Consider the following 19487-nt stretch of genomic DNA (forward strand, 5'->3'; position numbering starts at 1 on the left):
GGTACCCGCTCTACCGCGCGACCATCAGCCCACTCCAGGCCGCACAGCGGCCGCCGGGCTGAAGCACGTGGCTGGTTAACAGGGCTGTTCCGGGGTCGTCGAAACAGCCCTGACAACCAGCTGCACTGTCACGCGGGACGGACGTCGGCGTCGACGACCCGGGCGGTCGCCAGGACGTCGGCGAAGCGTTCCGGATCGAGGTCGAGCCCACCGGCGACCCAGGACACCTCGGTGATGCTGTCGCTGTCGGTCATCACCGACAGAACGTCGTCCGGTGTCAGGCCGGCCGCCTGCAACGCCCGGATCTCACGGACGTTGATCCCCGGCGGAAGCGGCCCGTTGCCCAGATCCGTGCCGTACCGGACGCTCCCGCCGTGTTCCCGGAAGCGCCGCAGGTTGTCGATCGCGATCTCCCGCGCCGGGTCCGGTTCGCCCCAGCCGTGAATGTCCAGCGTGCTGATCCAGCACATCCGGGCCGCGCAGGCACGCACCAGCGCGTCGTCGAGCCGCTCGGTCCACGGCGTGTGCGCCAGCAGGTCGGCGCCTGCCGTGTAGGCCGCGGCCACCGTCCCCGGACCCTCCGCATGCACGACAACCGGAAGCCCGGAGGCATGTGCCGCATCCACCAGCGCACGCAGAACCGGCTGCGGCAGCTGCGGTCCCCCGGTGTGCGCGGTGACCTTGATCAGCCCGGCCCCGCCGGACCAGGCGTCAGCCACCGCCGCGCCGGCGTCCGCCGCCGAACCGATCTCCCGCCAGCTGCCCGCAGCAGCCCACTCCCGATCACTGGGGTAGCCGCCCGGAGCGATCAGGAACGGACCCGCGTAACGGATCCGCGGCAGCTTCACCGCCGGATAAGGCGTCCGGTCAGCAGCTGCCGGACGCTGGCTCTGCGCATCGGCCGACGCCGGGCGCCGGCTCCGCGCATCGGCCGACGCCGGGCGCTGGCTCCGCGCATCGGCGGCCACCGGACCGTGCTGGCTCCGGGCGCGTTCCGCGAGTTCCCGCACGGCCGCCGGCACGCCGCCCAGGTCCCACACCGCGGCGATCCCGCCCGCGCGAACCGTCCCGAGATCGACCAGCGCGGAATGCACATGCGCATCGACCAGCCCCGGCAGCAACGTGCCGGGCAAGCGCCGGGTGTCCGGACCGGCCGGCGCCAGCTCAGCCGGCACCGGCTTGACCACGCCGTCCGGCGCGACCCGCAGCGCGACGCCGCTGCGCAGCCGCCCGCCCCACCACACCGAGTCAGCGAGCAGCCAGCCGATCCGGCCAGCGGCCGGCCCGGCGCCGGCGGTCTTCGTGGCACGGGCAGCCGGAGCGGCGCCGGCGGTCTTCGTCGCACGGGCAGCCGGAGCGGCGTCGGTGGTCGATGCGGCATCGGCGGCCGGTGCGGCGCCGGGGGCGCAGGCGGCAAGGCGGGCCGCCGAGCCACCGCAGCCGCCGCCCGACGACGAGCCGCCGCAGCAGCCGGCCGAGACCCGCCGGGGCGCGGCCTCACCCTCGCCGGCAGTGGTCACTGCTGCTTCTCGACCAGGTCGCGCAGCACCGACAGGCCCTGGTGGACCTCGGCGAAACTGGTGCTCAGCGGGGCCGGCCCGATGCGCAGACCGTCCGGCCGCCGGTAGTCCGGGATCACGCCGCTGTCCCACAACGGCTCCAGCAGCGTCCGGAAGCCCTCCCGGCGCAGGGTCACGTGCCCACCTCGCTGCGAAGCGTCGCGCGGACCGGCCACCTCGACGCCGTGCGGGGCCAGCCAGGCGTCCGCGAGCTCCAGCACGTACCCGGTGAGCAGCAGCGACTTGGCCCGGACCGCCTCGATCCCGGCCGACGCGAGCATGTCCAGGTTGGCGTGCAACGGCACCATGGCCAGGATCGGCGGGGTGCCGCTGAGCAACGCGCGGATGCCCGGGGCCGCCTCGTACCCGTGGCCCATCTCGAACGACGCGCGGTGCCCCATCCAGCCCTGGATCGGCTGGCGCAGCGTGTCCTGCAGCTCCCGGCGCAGATAGGCGAAGGCCGGCGCGCCCGGCCCGCCGTTGAGGTACTTGTACGTGCACCCGACGGCGAGGTCCACGCCCCACTCGTCGAGGGCGATCGGCACCGACCCGGCCGAGTGGCAGAGGTCCCACATGGCCAGCGCGCCGGCCTCGTGCGCGATGCGGTTGATCTCGGCGACGTCGGCGATCCAGCCCGACCGGTACGCCACGTGCGAGAACAGCACGAGCGCGGTGTCCTCGTCGACCACCGAAGCGACCTGCGACGGCTCGACACCGCGTTCCGGATCAGTCTCGATCCACGTGAGCGTCAGACCCTGGGCCTCGGCGATGCCCTCCAGCACGTACCGATCGGTCGGGAAGTTGTCCGTGTCCAGGACCACCTTGCGCCGCCCCGGCCGCCCGGCCACCGCCGCGCTGGCGAGCTTGTAGATCAGCACCGTGGTCGAGTCTGCGACGACGGTCTGCCCGGCGGCCGCCCCGAGCGCCACCGCACCCAGCCGGTCACCCAGAGTGAGCGGCCATTCCAGCCAGCCCTCGTCCCAACCGCGGATCAGCCGGCCGCCCCACTGTTCCCGGATGAACTCGTCGACCAGCTGGGCGGTCGCCTCCAGGGGCCGGCCCAGCGAGTTGCCGTCGAGGTAGGAGAGCAGTTCGCCGGCGGGCGGCGTGATGAACCTGTCCCGATAGCCGGACAGCGGGTCGGCCGCGTCCAGGGCGTGGGCGCGGGCCAGCAGGTCATCGCTCACCGGGGCACTCCGATCTCGGTCCGAACGGCGTAGAGCTCCGGGAAGAATGTCAGATCGAGGGCCGCCTTCAGGAAGGAGACCCCGCTGGAGCCACCGGTGCCACGTTTGAAGCCGATGGTCCGCTCCACCGTCTTGAGATGCCGGAAGCGCCAGAGCTGGAAGTTCTCCTCCAGGTCGACGAGTTCCTCGCAGGCCTCGTAGACGTCCCAGTTCTGCTCGGCGTTCTCGTAGATCTGCTGGAAGACCGGGACGAGGTCGGCCTGGTACTCGTACGGCTTGGTGACGTCGCGTTGCAGGATCTCGACCGGCACCTGATGTCCGCGGCGGGCCAGGAAATGCAGGAACTCGTCATACACGCTGGGCGTGCCGAGAGCCTCCTCGAGCAGCTCGAGCGCCGCCGGATGATTCTCGAAGATCTTGAGCATCCGCCGGTCCTTGTTGCCGAGCAGGAACTCGATCGCCCGGTACTGGTACGACTGGAAACCCGACGACGTGCCGAGGAAGCTGCGGAACTCCGCGTACTCACTCGGGGTGAGCGTCGCCAGCACCGACCACTGCTCGGTCAGGGTGCGCTGGATGTGCTTGACCCGGGCCAGGCCCTTGAGCGCGGGCCGCAGCTCGTCCTTCGACAGGTGCTGCTGCACCGCCCGCAGCTCGTGGATGACCAGCTTCAGCCAGAGCTCCGAGGTCTGGTGCTGAAGGATGAAGAGCAGCTCGTCATGGTGCTCGGGCACGCTGACCGGATGCTGCGCGTTGAGAATCTCGTCGAGGTGCAGGTACTGCCCGTACGAGAGGTTGACCTTGAAGTCCTGGACGATGCCGTCCTCGAGGGGCCGCTGTGCCGACATACTTACTTCCTTACCGCAGGGGACCCCAGTACACCCACTGACCGTCGTGCCGGACGAACCGGCTCGTCTCCGCCATCACTCCCGGTGTGCCGCCGTCACGGTAGTGCGCCCGGAACTCGACCGTGCCCTCCGCGTCGAAGACGCCACCTCCGCTGCTCGCCAGCACCTCGAGCCTCGTCCAGCGTAGGCCGGGCTCGTTCCCGACCGCTTCCGGCCGGGTCTGCGGATGCCAGGTGCGCAGCAGATAGTCACCCTTGTCCAGGGCGAACGCGCTGAAGCGCGACCGCATCAGCGCTTCCGGGTCCGCCGCCGGCTTTCCGTCGTGCGCCGGGCCGCAGCATTCCGCGTACGACGTACGCCCGCACGGGCACAAAGAAGGTTCTCTCCTGCGAGCAGACATGCCGCCCAGTGTCTCTCACCCGGCCTGCTGCTCCACGACGATCCCGCTGATCACCTTCTGGCAGCGGTCGAGCTCCTCGATCAGGCCCTGCATCTCCTCGATGGCCGAGACGGCGTTCTGCGTGTCCGCCCGGATGCCGCCGACCTGCGTACCGATCTCGCTGGTCGCGGTGGCGGTCTCGTTGGCGAGATCCTTGACCTCGCTGGCGACCACCGCGAAGCCGCGCCCCGCCTCGCCGGCCCGGGCCGCCTCGATGGTCGCGTTGAGCGCCAGCAGGTTGGTCTGCTTCGCGATGGTGGCGATGAGCTGCACCACCTTGCCGATCTCGGAACTGCTCGCCTCCAGCCGCTGGATCACCTGGACCGCGGTCTCGGCGGCCCGCACCGCGGCCTGGGTGGCGGTGGCCATGTCGTTGCTGACGTTGGCGAGCCGGTGCACCGAGTCGTGCTGACGGTTGTGGCCGGAGCCGGCCGAGTAGTCCGGCTGGTCCCCGGACGACCAGCTGTCGTTCTGATCCCAGTCGGACATGTGGCGGCGATTCCTTTCTACCGGTCGCCTCAAAACATCCCATCCCGCCCACCGGCCGCGAAGCGTTTTGCTCGATCCCGGAGCCGGTCACGGACGTCCTCGTAGCGGTCGCCCAGCCCTTGTCGCGCCCGTTCCAGCAGCTCTTCGAGGCCGGCCGGCAGGCCCTCCTCCGGCCGCAGGGATTCCTCCGGCCGCAGAGCCGACAGGCGGAGCACCTCGGCACGCCCGCGCGCGGCCAGGGTCGGTTCTCCGTCCGCGGTCAGAACGAGGGCGGCGGCCAGCCGGATCGCCGGGCCGCGGACGGCGAGCAACCGGTATCCGCCGAGGCGTACCGCCGGGTTCGCATCCGCGAGCAGCCGCCAGAGCAACTCCGGCGGCAGCCGCCGCCGGTAGGGGCGCAGGGCGAGCGAGGCCTCCCGCACCACGGCCGCCGCCGGGTCGGTGAGCAGGGACGTCACTTCCTCGATGGGTACGGCGTCGAGCGCCACCAGGGCTCGCACAGCAGCCGCCCGGAGCCGGTGGCCGGCCTGTCCCAGCAGCGGGGTGAGCAGTTCAGCGTCCCGGTAGCCGCCGACCTCGCCGAGCCCGGCGACCGCCTCTGGATTCGGCCGGGTAGCCACGGCGGCACGATAAAGCGCGAGCGCATCGGTGGCGCGGCTGCGCGCGTAGGCCCGGATCAGCGGCGACGGGTCCTCCAGGGCGGCGGCGACCTCCGCGTCGTACCCCAGCTGGGCCAGGCCGACGAGCGCGAGTGCCCGTACCGCCGAGAAACGCGCCGCCGCAAGTGAGCGCAACGTGTCCGCATCGCCCTGTTCCACCGCGGCCCGGCAGGCCGCTTCAGCGGCCTTGAGCCTCACCACCGGGTCCGGCTCACGCAGCGCGAACCCGACCAAATCGGAGTATGTCCACCGCGCCAGCCGCTCCCCAGCAGCGAAGGCCAGCCGCCGGCTGCGTGGGTCGTGGGTCGCCAGCAGCACCGGGATCATCCGGTCGAGGTGCTCCTCGACCACCTCGTCGACCAGGCGCACGAGGGTGCCGGACCGCTGCCGCCCGGCCAGATAGGTGACCATCGGCAGCGCCGCGGGCACCGCCTCCTCGGGCCGCTCACGCAGCAGCGCCGCCACCGCCGCCCGGGCCGCCCGCCGTACCCGGACCACCCAGTCGTCGCAGCGCAACACCAGGAACGGAAGCTGCTCGATCCGGCCCTGCTCAGCCATGACCAGCACGGCGGCTTCCCGAACCCGCCCGTCCCGGTGCGCCGCCGCAAGCGCAACAGCGAGCGGCCCCGGCCCTCGCTCGGCGGCCCGCCCTGAACCGCACTCCACCGCCGGCCCCAGGCCGCGGTCCACGACTGAACCCTGGCCGTGCTCCGCGGTCTGCAGGAGACGCCGGAGGAATTCGTCCGGCCCATTCGCCGCGCCGCCTGCGGAACGCCAAGCCCAGTCCCGGCGGATGTACTCGTCGAGACGGACGAGCAGGCGCGGCCGGGAGCCAAGGGCGGACAGCGCCGCTGTCTGGGCGGCCGGGTCGTCGAGAGCCAGGCCGGCGAGATGAGCGACGAGCCGGTTCATCGCCTCGCCGCCGCGCTGCTCGGCGTGCGCGAGAGCTGCCTGCGCGAGAACGGCGTGGGAGGGAGCGGCGTGGGCCGAAGCGGCGTGGGCAGCTCGGGAGGGAGCGGCGTGGGCCGAAGCGGCGCGGGCAGCGTCGGCGGGAGCGGCGTGGCCGGGGACTGCCGGCTCGGGTCGCGTCATCGCGCCATCCTGCCGTCGCCCGGCATCGGCCGCTGGGATTTTCGGCAGTGGCTGCAAGCGCTGCCGCCCGGATGATCGCGCTGAGCGACCACTTAACCGTTTAACGACCCGGATTCCCCTACCCGCTGTGGAACTGACCGAAAGCGGCCAGCAGACGGCTTCGCAAGCAGATGCAAGCACAACCGGACCCGCCCGATTTGCAGCGCCGCAAGCGGTTCAGTTCTTGCAGGGATCTGACGTAGGATTCCGGAGTGACCAAACGTCTTGCCGAGGTGGCAAAGAAGGCCGGGGTCAGCGAGGCCACCGTCAGCCGGGTGCTCAACGGACGCAGCGGCGTCTCCGAGGCCACCCGCGCGTCGGTGCTCACCGCCCTCGATGTCCTGGGTTATGAGCGGCCCACCAAGCTGCGCGGGGAGCGTGCCCGGCTCGTCGGCCTGGTCCTTCCGGAGCTGCAGAACCCGATCTTCCCGGCGCTCGCCGAGGTGGTCACCGGCTCCCTGGCGCAGCGCGGGTTCACCCCGGCCCTGTGCGCCCGGACGATCGGTGGCGTGCCCGAGTCGGACTACGTGGAGATGCTGCTGGACCACCAGGTGTCCGGTGTCATCTTCGCCGGCGGATCCTACGCGCTGGCCGACGCCTCGCACGAGCACTACCGCCGGCTCACCGACCGCGGCCTGCCGGTGGTGCTGGTCAACGCGGGCGTCGACGAGCTCGGCTTCCCCCGGGTGTCGACCGATGACGCGGTGGCCGTCGAGCAGGCTTATGGGCATCTGCGCTCGCTCGGCCACGAGCGGATCGGCATGGTGCTCGGGCCGGAGGGGCACGTCCCGTCCCGCCGCAAGCTGACCGCGATGATCCAGGTCGCGGGCTGGACCGGCGATCATGCGTTCGTGGAGCGGTCGAGCTTCTCCATGGAGGGCGCCCGGGTGGCGGCCACCAAGCTGGTCGAGCGCGGCGTCACCGGCATCATCTGCGCCTCCGACGTGCTGGCGCTCGGCGCCATCCGGGCCGCCCGGCGGCTGGGCCGCGCAGTGCCGGCCGACGTGTCGGTGGTCGGCTTCGATGATTCGGCGTTCATGACCTGCACCGATCCGCCGCTGACCACGGTCCGGCAGCCGATCGAGACGATGGGCCAGGCCGCCGTCGACATCCTGGTCAGCCAGATCGAGGAGGCCCGGGTGCTGAGCGACGAGCTGCTGTTCGAGCCCGAGTTGGTCGTCCGCGGATCCACCGGGCCGGCCACGCACTGACCTTTCCGGGGGCCGCAGACCACGGCCACGCACTGACCCTTCCCGGGCCGCACACCACGGCCACGCACTAATCCTTCCCGGGCCGCACACCACGGCCATTCACTGATTTCGGGCCGTAGGCCGCCGACCGCAATGAGCGGTCGGCGGCCTTTTTGCATGCAAGAGCGGACGAATCCACCCCTTGTCGCTACCTGCCGCTGCGAAGTCGGTTTTTTTCAAAGCACGATCGAAACCTTGCCGTCATAAGTCGACGTCGTTACAGTGACTCCACTCACTACGAAGCGCAGTGACAACAACGCAGATCAGCGAAGGCCATGGATACACCCCGTTCCCGAAGGGATGGACAGATGTCCGTACCGCAGTACCGGAAGGTTGCGGCGCTCGCGCTCGTGGCCGGCCTGGGATTCAGCCTCACGGCGTGCTCGACCAAGGGCGACGACGACGGCGGGGACACCGCCGGCGGCAAGGTGACCATCAGCGTCGACTGCCAGCCGGTCGCCGCCCAGAAAGAGCTGCTGGCGAACTGGAACGCTGACGTCACCGAGTTCCAGAAGCAGAACCCCGACATCACCATCAAGAGCGTCAGCGTCGGCGAGCAGTGCAACAACCCGCCGGACTTCACGGCCCGCCTGGCCGGCGGCACGATGACGGACGTCTTCTACGGCTACATGACCGACCTGTCGCAGGTGCTGGACTCCGGCAAGGCGATGGACGTCACCGAGTTCGCCACCAAGGAGACCGTCGCGACCTGGGACGACATCGACCCGTCGCTGAAGGAGGCGTTCACCGACCAGGGCAAGCTCTACGCCCTGCCGGTGAAGAACTACTCGATGGGCCTGGTCTACAACAAGACCCTCTTCCAGAAGGCCGGTCTCGACGTCAACAACCCGCCGAAGACCTGGCCCGAGGTCCGGGACGCGGCCAAGAAGATCGCCGCGCTCGGCAACGGCATCGCCGGCTACTCGGAGTACAGCGCCGGCAACACCGGCGGCTGGCACTTCACCTCGCTGATCTACTCGCAGGGTGGCCAGATCCTCAGCGAGGACGGCAAGAAGGCCGCGTTCAACAGCCCCGAGGGCAAGCAGGTCCTGCAGAACCTCAAGGACATGCGGTACGTGGACAACAGCATGGGCAGCCGCCAGCTGCTGCAGTGGGCTGACCTGCTGACCAACGCCGCCGCCGGCAAGGTCGGCATGTTCATCGGCGCGCCGGATGCGACCCAGGCGATCGTCAGCCAGTTCCAGGGCAAGTACGAGGACTGGGCGATGGCCCCGCTGCCCGGCCAGACCGGTGCGGCGAAGGGGACGCTCGGCGGCGGCGAGGGCTACTTCTTCAAGAAGGGCCTCTCCGAGGCGCAGGTCAAGGCCGGCCTCAAGTGGATCGCGTTCCAGAAGCTGACAGTGGGCAAGGGCCAGCTCGACTACGCGCGGGCCAAGCCGCAGAACTACCCGGTGGGCCTGCCCCAGCCGCTGCTGTTCACCAACGGCACCGAGGCGCAGAAGCAGGAGCTCGAGCTGCGCAAGGCGAACGCGAACGTCGACACGGAGAACTTCAAGATCTTCGAGGCCAACCCGGTTCCGATCAAGGCTGAGCCGCAGAACGCGCAGGCGATCTACGCGGTTCTCGACTCCGCGATGTCCGGAGTTCTGACCGACAAGAACGCGAACATCGACGCCCTGCTGAAGACCGCTGAGGACAAGGTCAACCAGCTTCAGGCCGCCGGTAGCTGATCCGAGGCGTGCGGGCCGGGATGCCGGCCCGCACGCTCCCCTCTCCGCAGGAGTAACCCTTGGCAGTCCTCACTCTCCCGCCGCCGGCCCAGCGCACGGCCTCCACACCCCCGGCGGGGACGAAACGAAGCCGCAAGATCCGCGACAACCTCACCGGGCACGCGTTCCTGATCGGGGCGGTCGTCTGCTTCGCCCTCTTCATGTGGTACCCGATGATCCGCGGCGTGGTCATGAGCTTCCAGCGGACCCGGCGCGGCGAGACCACCTGGGTGGGCTGGGACAACTACATCCGCATCATCGACGACCCCAGTTTCTGGACCGCCTGGAAGAACACCTTCTACTTCACGGCCCTGGCGCTGGTCCTCGGGTTCCTGGTGCCGTTCGCGGTCGCCATCATCCTCAACGAGTTCCGGCACGCGAAGGGCTATCTGCGGGTCCTGGTCTACCTGCCGGTGATGCTGCCGCCCGCCTCGGCGCTGTTCCTCTTCAAGTTCTACGCGTACGACCCCAGCGAGGCCGGGCTCTTCAACGCCATCCTCAAGTTCCTGCATCTGCCCACCTCGGAGTGGATGCAGTCACCGACGATGACGATGCCGGCCATGGTGATCGCCTCGACCTGGATGAACATGGGCGGCGCGGTGCTGATCTACCTGGCCTCGCTGCAGAACATCCCCGGCGAGCTGTACGAGGCGGCCGAACTCGACGGCGCCGGCGTCTGGAAGCGGATCTGGAACGTGACGATCCCGCAGACCCGGCTGATCCTCGCGCTGCTGGCGATGCTCCAGATCGTCGCCACCATGCAGCTGTTCATCGAGCCCCTGATCCTCGCCAACGGCGCCGGCACCCAGGACTCGGCCACCTCGGTCGCCTACCTCATCTACCAGCACGGCTTCTTCCAGAACGACCTGAACGGCGCCGCCGCGCTCGGCGTGATCATGCTCGTGGTGCTGGCCGCCTTCTCCGCCGTGTACGTGCGGCTGAGCACGAAACAGGACTAGGACGACCATGACTCGGACTCTCATCTCCCAGGCGCAGCTGCAGCGGGGCCGCGGCCGGGTGCTCTACTGGACGCTGCTCGCCGTCGTCGTGGTGATCTTCACCCTGGTCTTCCTCGGGCCGCTGTACTGGATGGTCACCGGCGCGCTCAAGTCCGGGCAGGAGATCGCGCAGACCCCGCCCACCCTGTTCCCGCAGGATCCGCAGGTCCAGAACTACGTCGACGCGTGGACCAACCTGGACCTCGCCAAGCTGCTGTTCAACACGTTCTACTACGCGGCCGGCGCGGTGCTGTTCCAGCTGGTCCTGGACACCGCGGCGGCGTACTCGCTGTCGAAGCTGCGGCCGGTGTTCGGCAACGCCATCCTCGGTCTGATGCTGGCGACCCTGATGATCCCGGCGATGGTCCTGATCGTCCCGCAGTACGTGACCGTGATCGACCTGCCGATCCTGCACATCAGCCTGCTGGACTCGCCGTTCGCGATCTGGCTGCCGCTGGTCGCCAACGCGTTCAACATCTTCCTGTTGAAGCGGTTCTTCGACTCGATCCCGGAAGACCTGATGGCCGCCGCCCAGGTGGACGGCGCCTCGCCGCTGCGCACGCTCTGGTCGATCATCCTGCCGATGTCGCGCCCCATCCTCGGCGTGGTGTCGATCTTCGCGGTGACCGCCGTTTGGAAGGACTTCCTCTGGCCGAAGCTGGTCATGCCGCACCCGGACACCCGCACGGTCAGCGTCGGCATCTACGCCTTCTCCGGCGGCACCCCGATGAACGTGGTGATCGCCGCTTCGGTCATCGCCGCGATCCCGACCGTGATCATCTTCCTGATCTTTCAGCGGAACATCATGTCCGGCCTGACCGCGGGCAGCCTCAAGGGCTGACACGCCCCGCAGTCCACCGGCGGCAACGAAGCTGCAACAACGTACCTACGTACCGACAGAAAGCAGGTGCTCGTGTCCACAACAGACGCCGGTCCGTGGTGGCGTAGCGCGGTGATCTACCAGGTGTACCCGCGGAGTTTCGCCGACGCCGACGGCGACGGCATCGGGGACATCGACGGCATCCGCGCAAACCTGACCCACCTCCGCGACCTCGGGGTCGACGCGATCTGGATGAGCCCCTGGTACCCGTCCCCGATGGCGGACGCCGGCTACGACGTGGCGGACTTCCGCGACATCGACCCGGTCTTCGGCACCCTGGCCGGCGCCGAGGCGCTGATCGCCGAGGCGCACGCGGCCGGCATCCGGATGATCGTCGACATCGTGCCGAACCACATCTCCAGCGAGCACCCGTGGTTCCAGGCCGCGCTGGCCTCCCCGGACGCGCCGGAGCGGGAGTACTTCTGGTTCCGCAAGAGCGAGCAGATGCCGACGAACTGGCAGGGCGAGTTCGGCGGCAGCACGTGGACCCAGGTCGGCGACCACTGGTACCTGCACCTGTTCACCCCGGAGCAGCCGGACCTGAACTGGGAGCATCCGGTGGTGCAGGCCGAGTTCGAGGACATCCTGCGGTTCTGGTTCGACCGCGGGGTCGACGGCATCCGGATCGACTCGGCGGCGCTACTGCACAAGGACCCGGCCCTGCCCGAGGTCACCGACGGCGCCCCGCACCCGTTCCACGACCTGGACCGGGTGCACGACGTCTACCGGTCGTGGCGGCGGATCGCCGACGAGTACCCGGACCGGGCGCTGATCGGCGAGGTGTGGATGCCGGAGGTCGAGCGTTTCACGAACTATCTGCGACCGGACGAGCTGCACGCCGCTTTCAACTTCGACTTCCTGGGATGCGCCTGGGACCCGTACCTCATGCGGTCCTGCATCGATCGCACCCTGGAAGCGCACGCCCAGGTGGGCGCCCCGCCCACCTGGGTGCTTTCCAACCATGACGTCACCCGGCACGTCACCCGGTACGGCCGCACCGACACCACGTTCAGCTTCGACAACAACCTCGACGGCACCCCGGTCGACCTGGAACTCGGCACCCGCCGGGCCCGGGCCGCCGCGCTGCTCTCGCTCTCGCTGCCCGGCGCCGCCTACGTCTACCAGGGCGAGGAGCTGGGCCTCTGGGAGAACGAGAACATCCCGGTGGAGCAGATCCAGGACCCGATGTACGGCCGCCGCGGCCACACCCGCGACGGTTGCCGGGTCCCGCTGCCCTGGACCGGCGACGAACCGCCGTTCGGATTCAGCGACAGCCTCACCGCCACCCCCTGGCTCCCCCAGCCGGCGGAGTGGAAGGACCGGACCGTGCAGGCGCAGACCGGCGACCCCAGCTCGATGCTCGAGCTGTACCGGTCGGCGATCAAACTGCGCCGCGCCGAACCCAGCCTGCACGCCGAAGCCATGACCTGGCTCGATACGGATCCCCAGGTGCTCGCCTACACCCGCGGCCCGGATTTCGCCTGCGTCCTCAATCTCTCCGGCCGACCGATCCCCCTGCCGGAGCACGAGACCTGTCTGCTCGCCAGTGGCCCGCTCGACGGTGATCTTCTCTCGACGGACACCGCCGTCTGGCTGCGCCTGCGTACCGGGGAGTGATCTCCCGGGCGCCGCCGGTTCCACCGCCGGCGGCGCCCGGGACCCCGGCCACAGGACGAGCGGAAGGAAAAATCCCCCAAATCCTTCACGGAAGAAGGTGCGCTCCCGCATGTCCAGATTCAGACGAAGAGTCCTCGCCGCCACCGTCGTCGCGAGCGTCGTCGCCGCCCTCGCCCACGCACCGGCCGCCTCGGCCGCCGGTCCCAACCTGGCGGCCGGCAAGACTTTCAGCGCCAGCAGCTTCACCGACGTCTACCCGGCCGGCAATGCCGGCGACGGCAACGCGAACACCTACTGGGAGAGCAACAACAACGCGTTCCCGCAGTGGCTGCAGGTCGACCTGGGCACCGCCACGCAGGTCAACCAGGCCGTCCTCAAGCTGCCGCCGGCCGCGGCCTGGGCCACCCGGACGCAGACGCTGAGCATTCAGGGCAGCACGAACGGATCCTCGTTCAGCACGCTGAAGGCGAGTGCCGGGTACACGTTCAACCCGGCCTCCGGCAACACCGTGACCATCGACTTCACCGCGGCCAGCGCCCGGTTCCTGCGGGTGAACGTCACCGGCAACACCGGATGGGCCGCCGGGCAGATCTCCGAACTGGAGGTGTACGGCCCGGTCAGCGGGGACAGCCAGGCGCCGAGCGCGCCGGGCAACCTGGCCTACACCCAGCCGGCGAGCGGGCAGATCCGGCTGACCTGGAACGCGTCGACCGACAACGTGGGCGTGACCGGCTACGACGTCTACGCCGGCGGGGTTCTCAAGACGAGTGTCGCCGGCAATGTGCTGACGTACACCGACAGCCAGCCGGACAGCGCCACGGTGTCCTACTACGTCCGGGCCCGCGACGCGGCGGGCAACGCCTCGGCGAACAGCAACACGGTCACCCGCAACGGGACGCCGGGCAACGGCACCAACCTGGCCGCCGGGCGGCCGATCGAAGCGTCCTCGACGATCCACACCTTCGTCGCGGCCAACGCCAACGACAACGACACGGCCACCTACTGGGAGGGCAGCGCGTACCCGGCGAACCTGACGGTCAAGCTGGGCGCGAACGCCACCGTGCAGTCCGTGGTGGTCAAGCTCAACCCGGCCACCGCGTGGGGCACCCGCCAGCAGACCTTCTCGGTCCTCGGCCGGGAGCAGTCCGCCTCCGGCTTCAGCACGATCGCGAACTCGGCGACGTACACCTTCAATCCGGCCACCGGCAACACGGTGACCGTCCCGGTCAGCGCGACCGCCGCGGACGTGCGCCTCTCCTTCACCGCCAACACCGGCGCGCCGAGTGGGCAGGTCGCGGAGTTCCAGGTGATCGGCGTCGCGGCGCCGAATCCGGACCTCACGGTCACGGCCATGACCTTCTCTCCGGCCGCGCCGGTCGAGACCGACGCGATCACGCTGTCCGCCACGGTCCGCAACGCGGGCAACGCTGCGTCTCCCGCCTCCAACGTCAACTTCTACCTGGGTACGACCAAAGCCGGCACTGCCTCGGTCGGAGCTCTCGCCGCCGGCGCTTCCACCACTGTCTCCGCGTCGATCGGCGCGCGGGACGCCGGCAGTTATCCCCTGTCGGCGAAGGTCGACGAGGCCAACACGGTCATCGAGTCCAACGACGCGAACAACTCGTACAGCAACCCGTCTTCCCTTGTGGTGACGCCGGTCAGCAGCTCCGATCTGGTCGCCTCGGCGGTCAACTGGTCGCCCGGCACACCGGCGGCCGGCAACACGGTCACCTTCTCGGTCACCCTTCGCAATCAGGGCTCCGCTTCGACGACGGGCGGCGCCCATGGGGTGACGGTTTCCTTGTTGTCGGGCGCCACTGTCGTGAAGACCCTCACCGGGTCTTGGACCGGGACGCTTGCGGCCGGCGCCTCCTCGCCGGCGATCAACCTGGGCACCTGGACCGCGGCTAACGGCCGGTACACGGTCCGGACCGTGGTGGCCGCGGACGGCAACGAACTGGCGGTCAAGCAGGCCAACAACACCAGCGAGAAGCCGTTCTTCGTGGGCCGCGGCGCGAACATGCCGTACGACATGTACGAGGCCGAGGACGGGCAGACCGGCGGCGGCGCGAACGTGGTCGGCCCGAACCGCACCGTCGGCGACCTGGCCGGTGAGGCGTCCGGGCGCCGGGCGGTCACGCTGAACCAGACCGGCGCGTTCGTGCAGTGGACGACCCGGGCGGCGACGAACACCGTGGTGGCCCGCTTCTCCATCCCGGACGGCACGAACAGCTCGATCAACGTGTACGTCAACGGGTCGCTCAACAAGACCCTGCCGCTGACCTCGAAATATGCGTGGCTCTACGGCAACGAGACCAACCCGCAGAACTCGGGCACCGGTCCGCGGCACATCTACGACGAGGCCAACATCATGCTGACCGGCTCGTTCCCGGCGGGCAGCACGATCAAGCTTCAGAAGGACGCCGCCAACTCGGGCACCATCGCGATCGACTTCATCAACACCGAGCAGGTCGCTCCGGTCGCCAACCCGGATCCGGCGCGCTACGTCGTACCGGCCGGTTTCGACCACCAGTCGGTGCAGAACGCGCTGGACACCGCCCGGCAGGACAGCACCAAGCTCGGCGTGTACCTTCCGGCCGGCGATTACCAGACCAGCAACAAGTTCCAGGTGTACGGGCGTTCGCTGCGGGTCATCGGAGCCGGCCCCTGGTACACCCGGTTCCACACCCCGTCCACGCAGAGCGAGACCGACGCCGGCTTCCGGGCCGACGCCACCGCCAACGGGTCGACGTTCGCGAACTTCGCGTTCTTCGGCAACTACACGATCCGCATCGACGGCCCCGGCAAGGTGTTCGACCTGGCCAACGTCGCCGACATCACGATCGACAACATCTGGGCCGAGCACACGGTGTGCCTCTACTGGGGCGCCAACACCGACCGGATGAAGATCACCAACTCGCGGATCCGGAACATGTTCGCCGACGGCGTGAACATGACCAACGGCAGCACCGACAACCTGGTCGACAACAACGACGCCCGGGCCACCGGTGACGACAGCTTCGCGCTGTTCTCGGCCATCGACGCGGGCGGCGCCGACGAGATCAACAACGTCTACTCGAACCTGTCCAGCACGCTGACCTGGCGGGCCGCCGGCATCGCGGTCTACGGCGGGTACGCCAACACCTTCAAGAACATCTACATCGCGGACACCCTGGTCTACTCGGGCATCACGATCAGCTCGCTGGACTTCGGCTACCCGATGAACGGTTTCGGCGCCAACCCGCCGACCGTGTTCGACAACATCTCGATCGTCCGGGCGGGTGGCCACTTCTGGGGCAGCCAGGTCTTCCCGGCGATCTGGGTGTTCTCCGCGTCGAAGGTCTTCCAGGGCATCCGGGTGTCGAACGTCGACATCGTCGACCCGACCTACTCCGGGATCATGTTCCAGACCAACTACGTGGGCGGTCAGCCGCAGAACCCGATCAAGGACATCGTCTTCACCAACGTCACGATCAGCGGCGCCAAGAAGAGCGGCGATGCCTACGACGCCAAGTCCGGTTACGGCATCTGGGCCAACCCGATGCCGGAAGCGGGCCAGGGCCCGGCGGTCGGCTCGGCCACCTTCAACAACCTGCAGATGAGCAACAACTTCAAGGACATCGAGAACCCGACCAGTACGTTCACGATCGTTCGCAACTAGCCGGACTGCCGGGGCCCGCAATACGGGGATGCGGGCCCCGGCCTCTACCCTGTCGACCATGTTCGAACTGCTGACCGGCCTCATCCTGGTGGCCGGATCGGTCTACCTGCTGTTCCAGAGCTTCACGCCGTTACGCCCGATCTGGTCCGGCGCCACCCCGGCCGACGCCCGGGTGCCGACCCAGTTCGGGCAGGTACCGCCCCGCAACTACCTGGCCTATCTGCTCTGGCTGGTGCCCGGCACCTTCGGGGTCCTGATGATCGGCGTGGTGCTGCTGCTGCGCTTCGCCGGTGCGCCGGAGGTGCTGACCCCGATCTTCGGCTGGACCGGGCTCGGCTCGCTCATCGTCGCCGTGCCGCTGGTTCCGCTGCACATGCTGGTCAGCGCCACCAACCGGCCCCGCTTCCTGGTGCCGCCGCCGTACCGGGACGAGCCGGGCGCGATCACCTCGTTCCTCCGCCGCCGCCGGCCCTGAGTCAGGCCGCAGGCAGCGACGAGACCGGGCGGGAATCACCCAGGATCGGGTCGACCTCGTACATCCGGGCCTCGGCCAGGTCGAAGTACATGCCGGTGAGCCGCAGCCGGCCGGACGCCTCGGCGGCCAGCACGGTCGGGTAGGTACGCAGGTTGACCAGCTGGCTGACCACGTTGTCGGTGACGCAGCGCTCCTCGTCGGACGGGTCGGTGAACCGCACGCCGGAGTGCGCCAGCCAGTCGCCGAGCGCCGAACCGGGCGAAGCCGCGCTGGTCATCAGGGCCCGGACCGCGCCGCAGCCGGAATGGCCGCAAACGGTGATCGTGGTGACGCCGAGGACGTCCACGGCGTACTCGATGGCGGCCCCGACCGAGACGTCCCCGGCGTCGTTCGGCGGCACGATGTTGCCGATGTTGCGGACGCAGAACAGGTCACCGGGCCCACTCGCGGTGATCAGATTCGGCACCAGCCGGGAGTCGGCGCAGGTGATGAAGAGCTGCTGCGGGCGCTGCCCGTCCCGGGCCAGGTCGGCCAGGTGCGGCCGGACCAGCGGCGCGACCGTACGCTCGAACTCCGCGATCCCGGCCGCCATGGCGTCCCGCCGCTGCTGGTCCATGTCCTGCCAGCGCGACCACGAGCCGAGCAGCCGTGGCGTGCGCTTCCCGCTGCCCAGCCGGCCCGAGGTGGCCTGGGAGAACCAGGAGTCGTGCACCTCCCGGATCCGGACCTGCCCGCCGGAACGTTCGTAGCCCTCCCGCCAGTCCCGGATCGTCTCGAACGCCCCGTGGTCCAGGTAGTCCAGGTGCAGCTCGACGTCGACGTCCGCGCCCGGCGGCAGCGCACCGAGTTCGCGGGCGAGCCGGGCCGACTCGACGAACGACAGGGTGCCGTTGATGGTGACCAGCCACTCGCCGGGCGCCCGCTCGACCCGGCGGATCTCCGAGCGGGTGAGCCGCCAGAGGATCAGCAGCGCCGCGGTGACCATGCCGAGCGCCACCCCGGTGAGCAGGTCGGTGAAGACCACGCCGAGCCCGGTGACCAGGTAGGTGGGCAGTTCCCGGTGCCGCGCGTACGTCCGCATCTGGGCCAGGCTGACCAGCCGCAGACCGACCACGATCAGCACGGCGGCGAGCACCGCCATCGGGATGGTCTCCAGCAGGTCGGTCCAGAGCAGCACGAACGCCGCGATCCAGACGCCGTGCAGGATCGCCGAGGCCCGGGTACGCGCACCCGCCGCCACGTTCGTGGAACTGCGCACGATCACCCCGGTCACCGGCAGACCGCCGAACAGACCGGAGGCGGTGTTCGCGGCGCCCTGAGCGACCAGTTCCCGGTTGAGGTTGGCCCGCGGCCCGTCGTGGAGCCGGTCCACCGCGACCGCGGAGAGCAGCGACTCGACACTGGCCACCAGCGCGATGGTGATCACCGCGACGACGATCTCGCGCAGCGGCGCGTCCGGCCAGACCGGCCGGATCAGTCCGGCCAGCGGTTCGTCCGGCAGCCGGACCCGCTCCACGTCGGCGCCCATGGCGGCGGCGAGCGCGGTCATCGACACCACCGCGACCAGGGCGGCGGGCAGCAGGGACACCTTCACCAGGCGGGGCCAGACGAGCAGGATGACGACGGTGAGGGCGCCGAGCACCGCGGCGGCGCCGTGATGGGCGGCGATCTGCCCGGGCAGGTCGATCAGGTTCTGCCATGCGGAGCTCTGCGCGGCGCCGCCGAGCATCACGTGAACCTGGCTCAGCGCGATGACCAGGCCGATGCCCGCGAGCATGCCGTGCACGACGGCGGGTGAGAGAGCGAGGGCGGCGCGGCCCAGCCGGGAGGCGCCGAGGACGATCTGGACCAGGCCGGCGACCGCGACGATGGCGGCGGTGCCGGCGAACCCGAAGTCGGCCACCGTACCGGCCACGATCACGGTGAGACCGGCTGCGGGGCCGCTGACCTGCAGCGGGGCGCCGCCTAGGGCGCCCGCGACGATGCCGCCGACCACGGCGGCGACCAATCCGGCGAGTAACGGGGCCCCGGACGCTGCGGCGATGCCGAGCGACAGGGGAATGGCGATCAGGAAGACGACGATGGACGCCGGCAAGTCCCGGCGCAAAGACTGCGTCAAGTCGGACATGTCGGAAAAGTACCCAAGAATGATTAACGGGTGATTACCGAAACACTCCTTACAGACAAGCCACAGCAAACTCCCGCCCACCCCCCAGCCACCCAACGCAGCCGACCCCCACCGCTGCCTCCACACGCCAAAGACAGCACCGAGCGTCAGCCGACCAACCCGGCTGACCACCACCGCTGCTTCCCCGCGCCGAAGGCAGCGCTGAGCGTCAGCCAGCCCAAAGCAGCTGACCGCCACCGCTGCCTCCGCGCGCCGAAGGCAGCGCTGAGCGTCAGCCGGCCCAAGCAGCTGACCGCCACTGCTGCCTCCCCGCGCCGAAGGCAGCGCTGAGCGTCAGCCGACCAACCCAGCTGACCCCACCGCTGCCTCCGCGCGCCGAAGGCAGCGCTGAGCGTCAGCCGGCCCAAAGCGGCTGACCGGGAGTGCTGCCTCAACG

At 69.7% G+C, this 19487-nt stretch carries 14 protein-coding genes; 7 read left to right on the top strand and 7 right to left on the bottom strand.

Annotated features, from left to right (window positions below):
* Positions 1–128: 128 nt before the first annotated feature.
* Genes OHA21_RS30450 through OHA21_RS30475 form a run of 6 tightly spaced genes read right to left on the bottom strand, consistent with a single transcriptional unit; the run spans position 129 to position 6273 of the window.
* Complete coding sequence (locus tag OHA21_RS30450) at positions 129–1520, bottom strand: amidohydrolase family protein (protein WP_328460687.1); 1392 nt, start codon at positions 1518–1520, stop codon at positions 129–131.
* The gene (gene kynU / locus OHA21_RS30455) at positions 1517–2746 is read right to left on the bottom strand and encodes a kynureninase (protein WP_328460689.1); all 1230 of its coding nucleotides are present in this window, start codon (positions 2744–2746) and stop codon (positions 1517–1519) included. Before kynU ends, OHA21_RS30450 begins: the two co-directional genes overlap by 4 nt.
* Entirely contained in the window at positions 2743–3594 is an 852-nt protein-coding gene (gene kynA / locus OHA21_RS30460; RefSeq protein ID WP_328460691.1) for a tryptophan 2,3-dioxygenase, read from the bottom strand. Before kynA ends, kynU begins: the two co-directional genes overlap by 4 nt.
* A gap of 10 nt (positions 3595–3604) precedes the next feature.
* Entirely contained in the window at positions 3605–3967 is a 363-nt protein-coding gene (locus OHA21_RS30465; RefSeq protein ID WP_442875182.1) for a YchJ family protein, read from the bottom strand.
* 42 nt (positions 3968–4009) lie between these two features.
* The gene (locus OHA21_RS30470; RefSeq protein WP_328460693.1) at positions 4010–4522 is read right to left on the bottom strand and encodes a methyl-accepting chemotaxis protein; all 513 of its coding nucleotides are present in this window, start codon (positions 4520–4522) and stop codon (positions 4010–4012) included.
* Between the two features lie 29 nt (positions 4523–4551).
* Positions 4552–6273: a hypothetical protein gene (locus OHA21_RS30475; protein ID WP_328460695.1), complete on the bottom strand. Its 1722-nt coding sequence runs from the start codon at positions 6271–6273 to the stop codon at positions 4552–4554.
* 251 nt (positions 6274–6524) lie between these two features.
* Here OHA21_RS30475 and OHA21_RS30480 point away from each other — a divergent pair, with 251 nt between their 5' ends.
* From OHA21_RS30480 to OHA21_RS30510, 7 genes are all read left to right on the top strand, one after another.
* The gene (locus OHA21_RS30480) at positions 6525–7523 is read left to right on the top strand and encodes a LacI family DNA-binding transcriptional regulator (RefSeq protein WP_328460697.1); all 999 of its coding nucleotides are present in this window, start codon (positions 6525–6527) and stop codon (positions 7521–7523) included.
* Positions 7524–7870: 347 nt separating this feature from the next.
* A complete protein-coding gene (locus OHA21_RS30485; protein ID WP_328460699.1) occupies positions 7871–9253 on the top strand; it encodes an ABC transporter substrate-binding protein in 1383 nt (460 codons plus the stop codon).
* Positions 9254–9312: 59 nt separating this feature from the next.
* Complete coding sequence (locus OHA21_RS30490) at positions 9313–10251, top strand: carbohydrate ABC transporter permease (protein WP_328460701.1); 939 nt, start codon at positions 9313–9315, stop codon at positions 10249–10251.
* A gap of 7 nt (positions 10252–10258) precedes the next feature.
* Entirely contained in the window at positions 10259–11131 is an 873-nt protein-coding gene (locus tag OHA21_RS30495; protein WP_328460703.1) for a carbohydrate ABC transporter permease, read from the top strand.
* Positions 11132–11203: 72 nt separating this feature from the next.
* The gene (locus OHA21_RS30500) at positions 11204–12787 is read left to right on the top strand and encodes a glycoside hydrolase family 13 protein (RefSeq protein ID WP_328460705.1); all 1584 of its coding nucleotides are present in this window, start codon (positions 11204–11206) and stop codon (positions 12785–12787) included.
* A 109-nt stretch (positions 12788–12896) separates the two neighbouring features.
* Positions 12897–16448, top strand: a complete 3552-nt coding sequence (locus OHA21_RS30505; RefSeq protein ID WP_328460706.1) for a discoidin domain-containing protein — start codon at positions 12897–12899, stop codon at positions 16446–16448.
* A 58-nt stretch (positions 16449–16506) separates the two neighbouring features.
* Positions 16507–16923 carry a hypothetical protein gene (locus OHA21_RS30510; RefSeq protein ID WP_328460707.1) on the top strand — a complete coding sequence of 139 codons (417 nt, stop codon included), beginning with the start codon at positions 16507–16509 and terminating at the stop codon, positions 16921–16923.
* A gap of 1 nt (position 16924) precedes the next feature.
* Here OHA21_RS30510 and OHA21_RS30515 read toward each other — a convergent pair whose 3' ends face one another.
* A complete protein-coding gene (locus tag OHA21_RS30515; RefSeq protein ID WP_328460708.1) occupies positions 16925–19051 on the bottom strand; it encodes a bifunctional SulP family inorganic anion transporter/carbonic anhydrase in 2127 nt (708 codons plus the stop codon).
* Positions 19052–19487 lie beyond the last annotated feature (436 nt).

This window comes from Actinoplanes sp. NBC_00393, from assembly GCF_036053395.1.
In the GTDB taxonomy this organism is placed as follows: Bacteria; Actinomycetota; Actinomycetes; order Mycobacteriales; family Micromonosporaceae; genus Actinoplanes.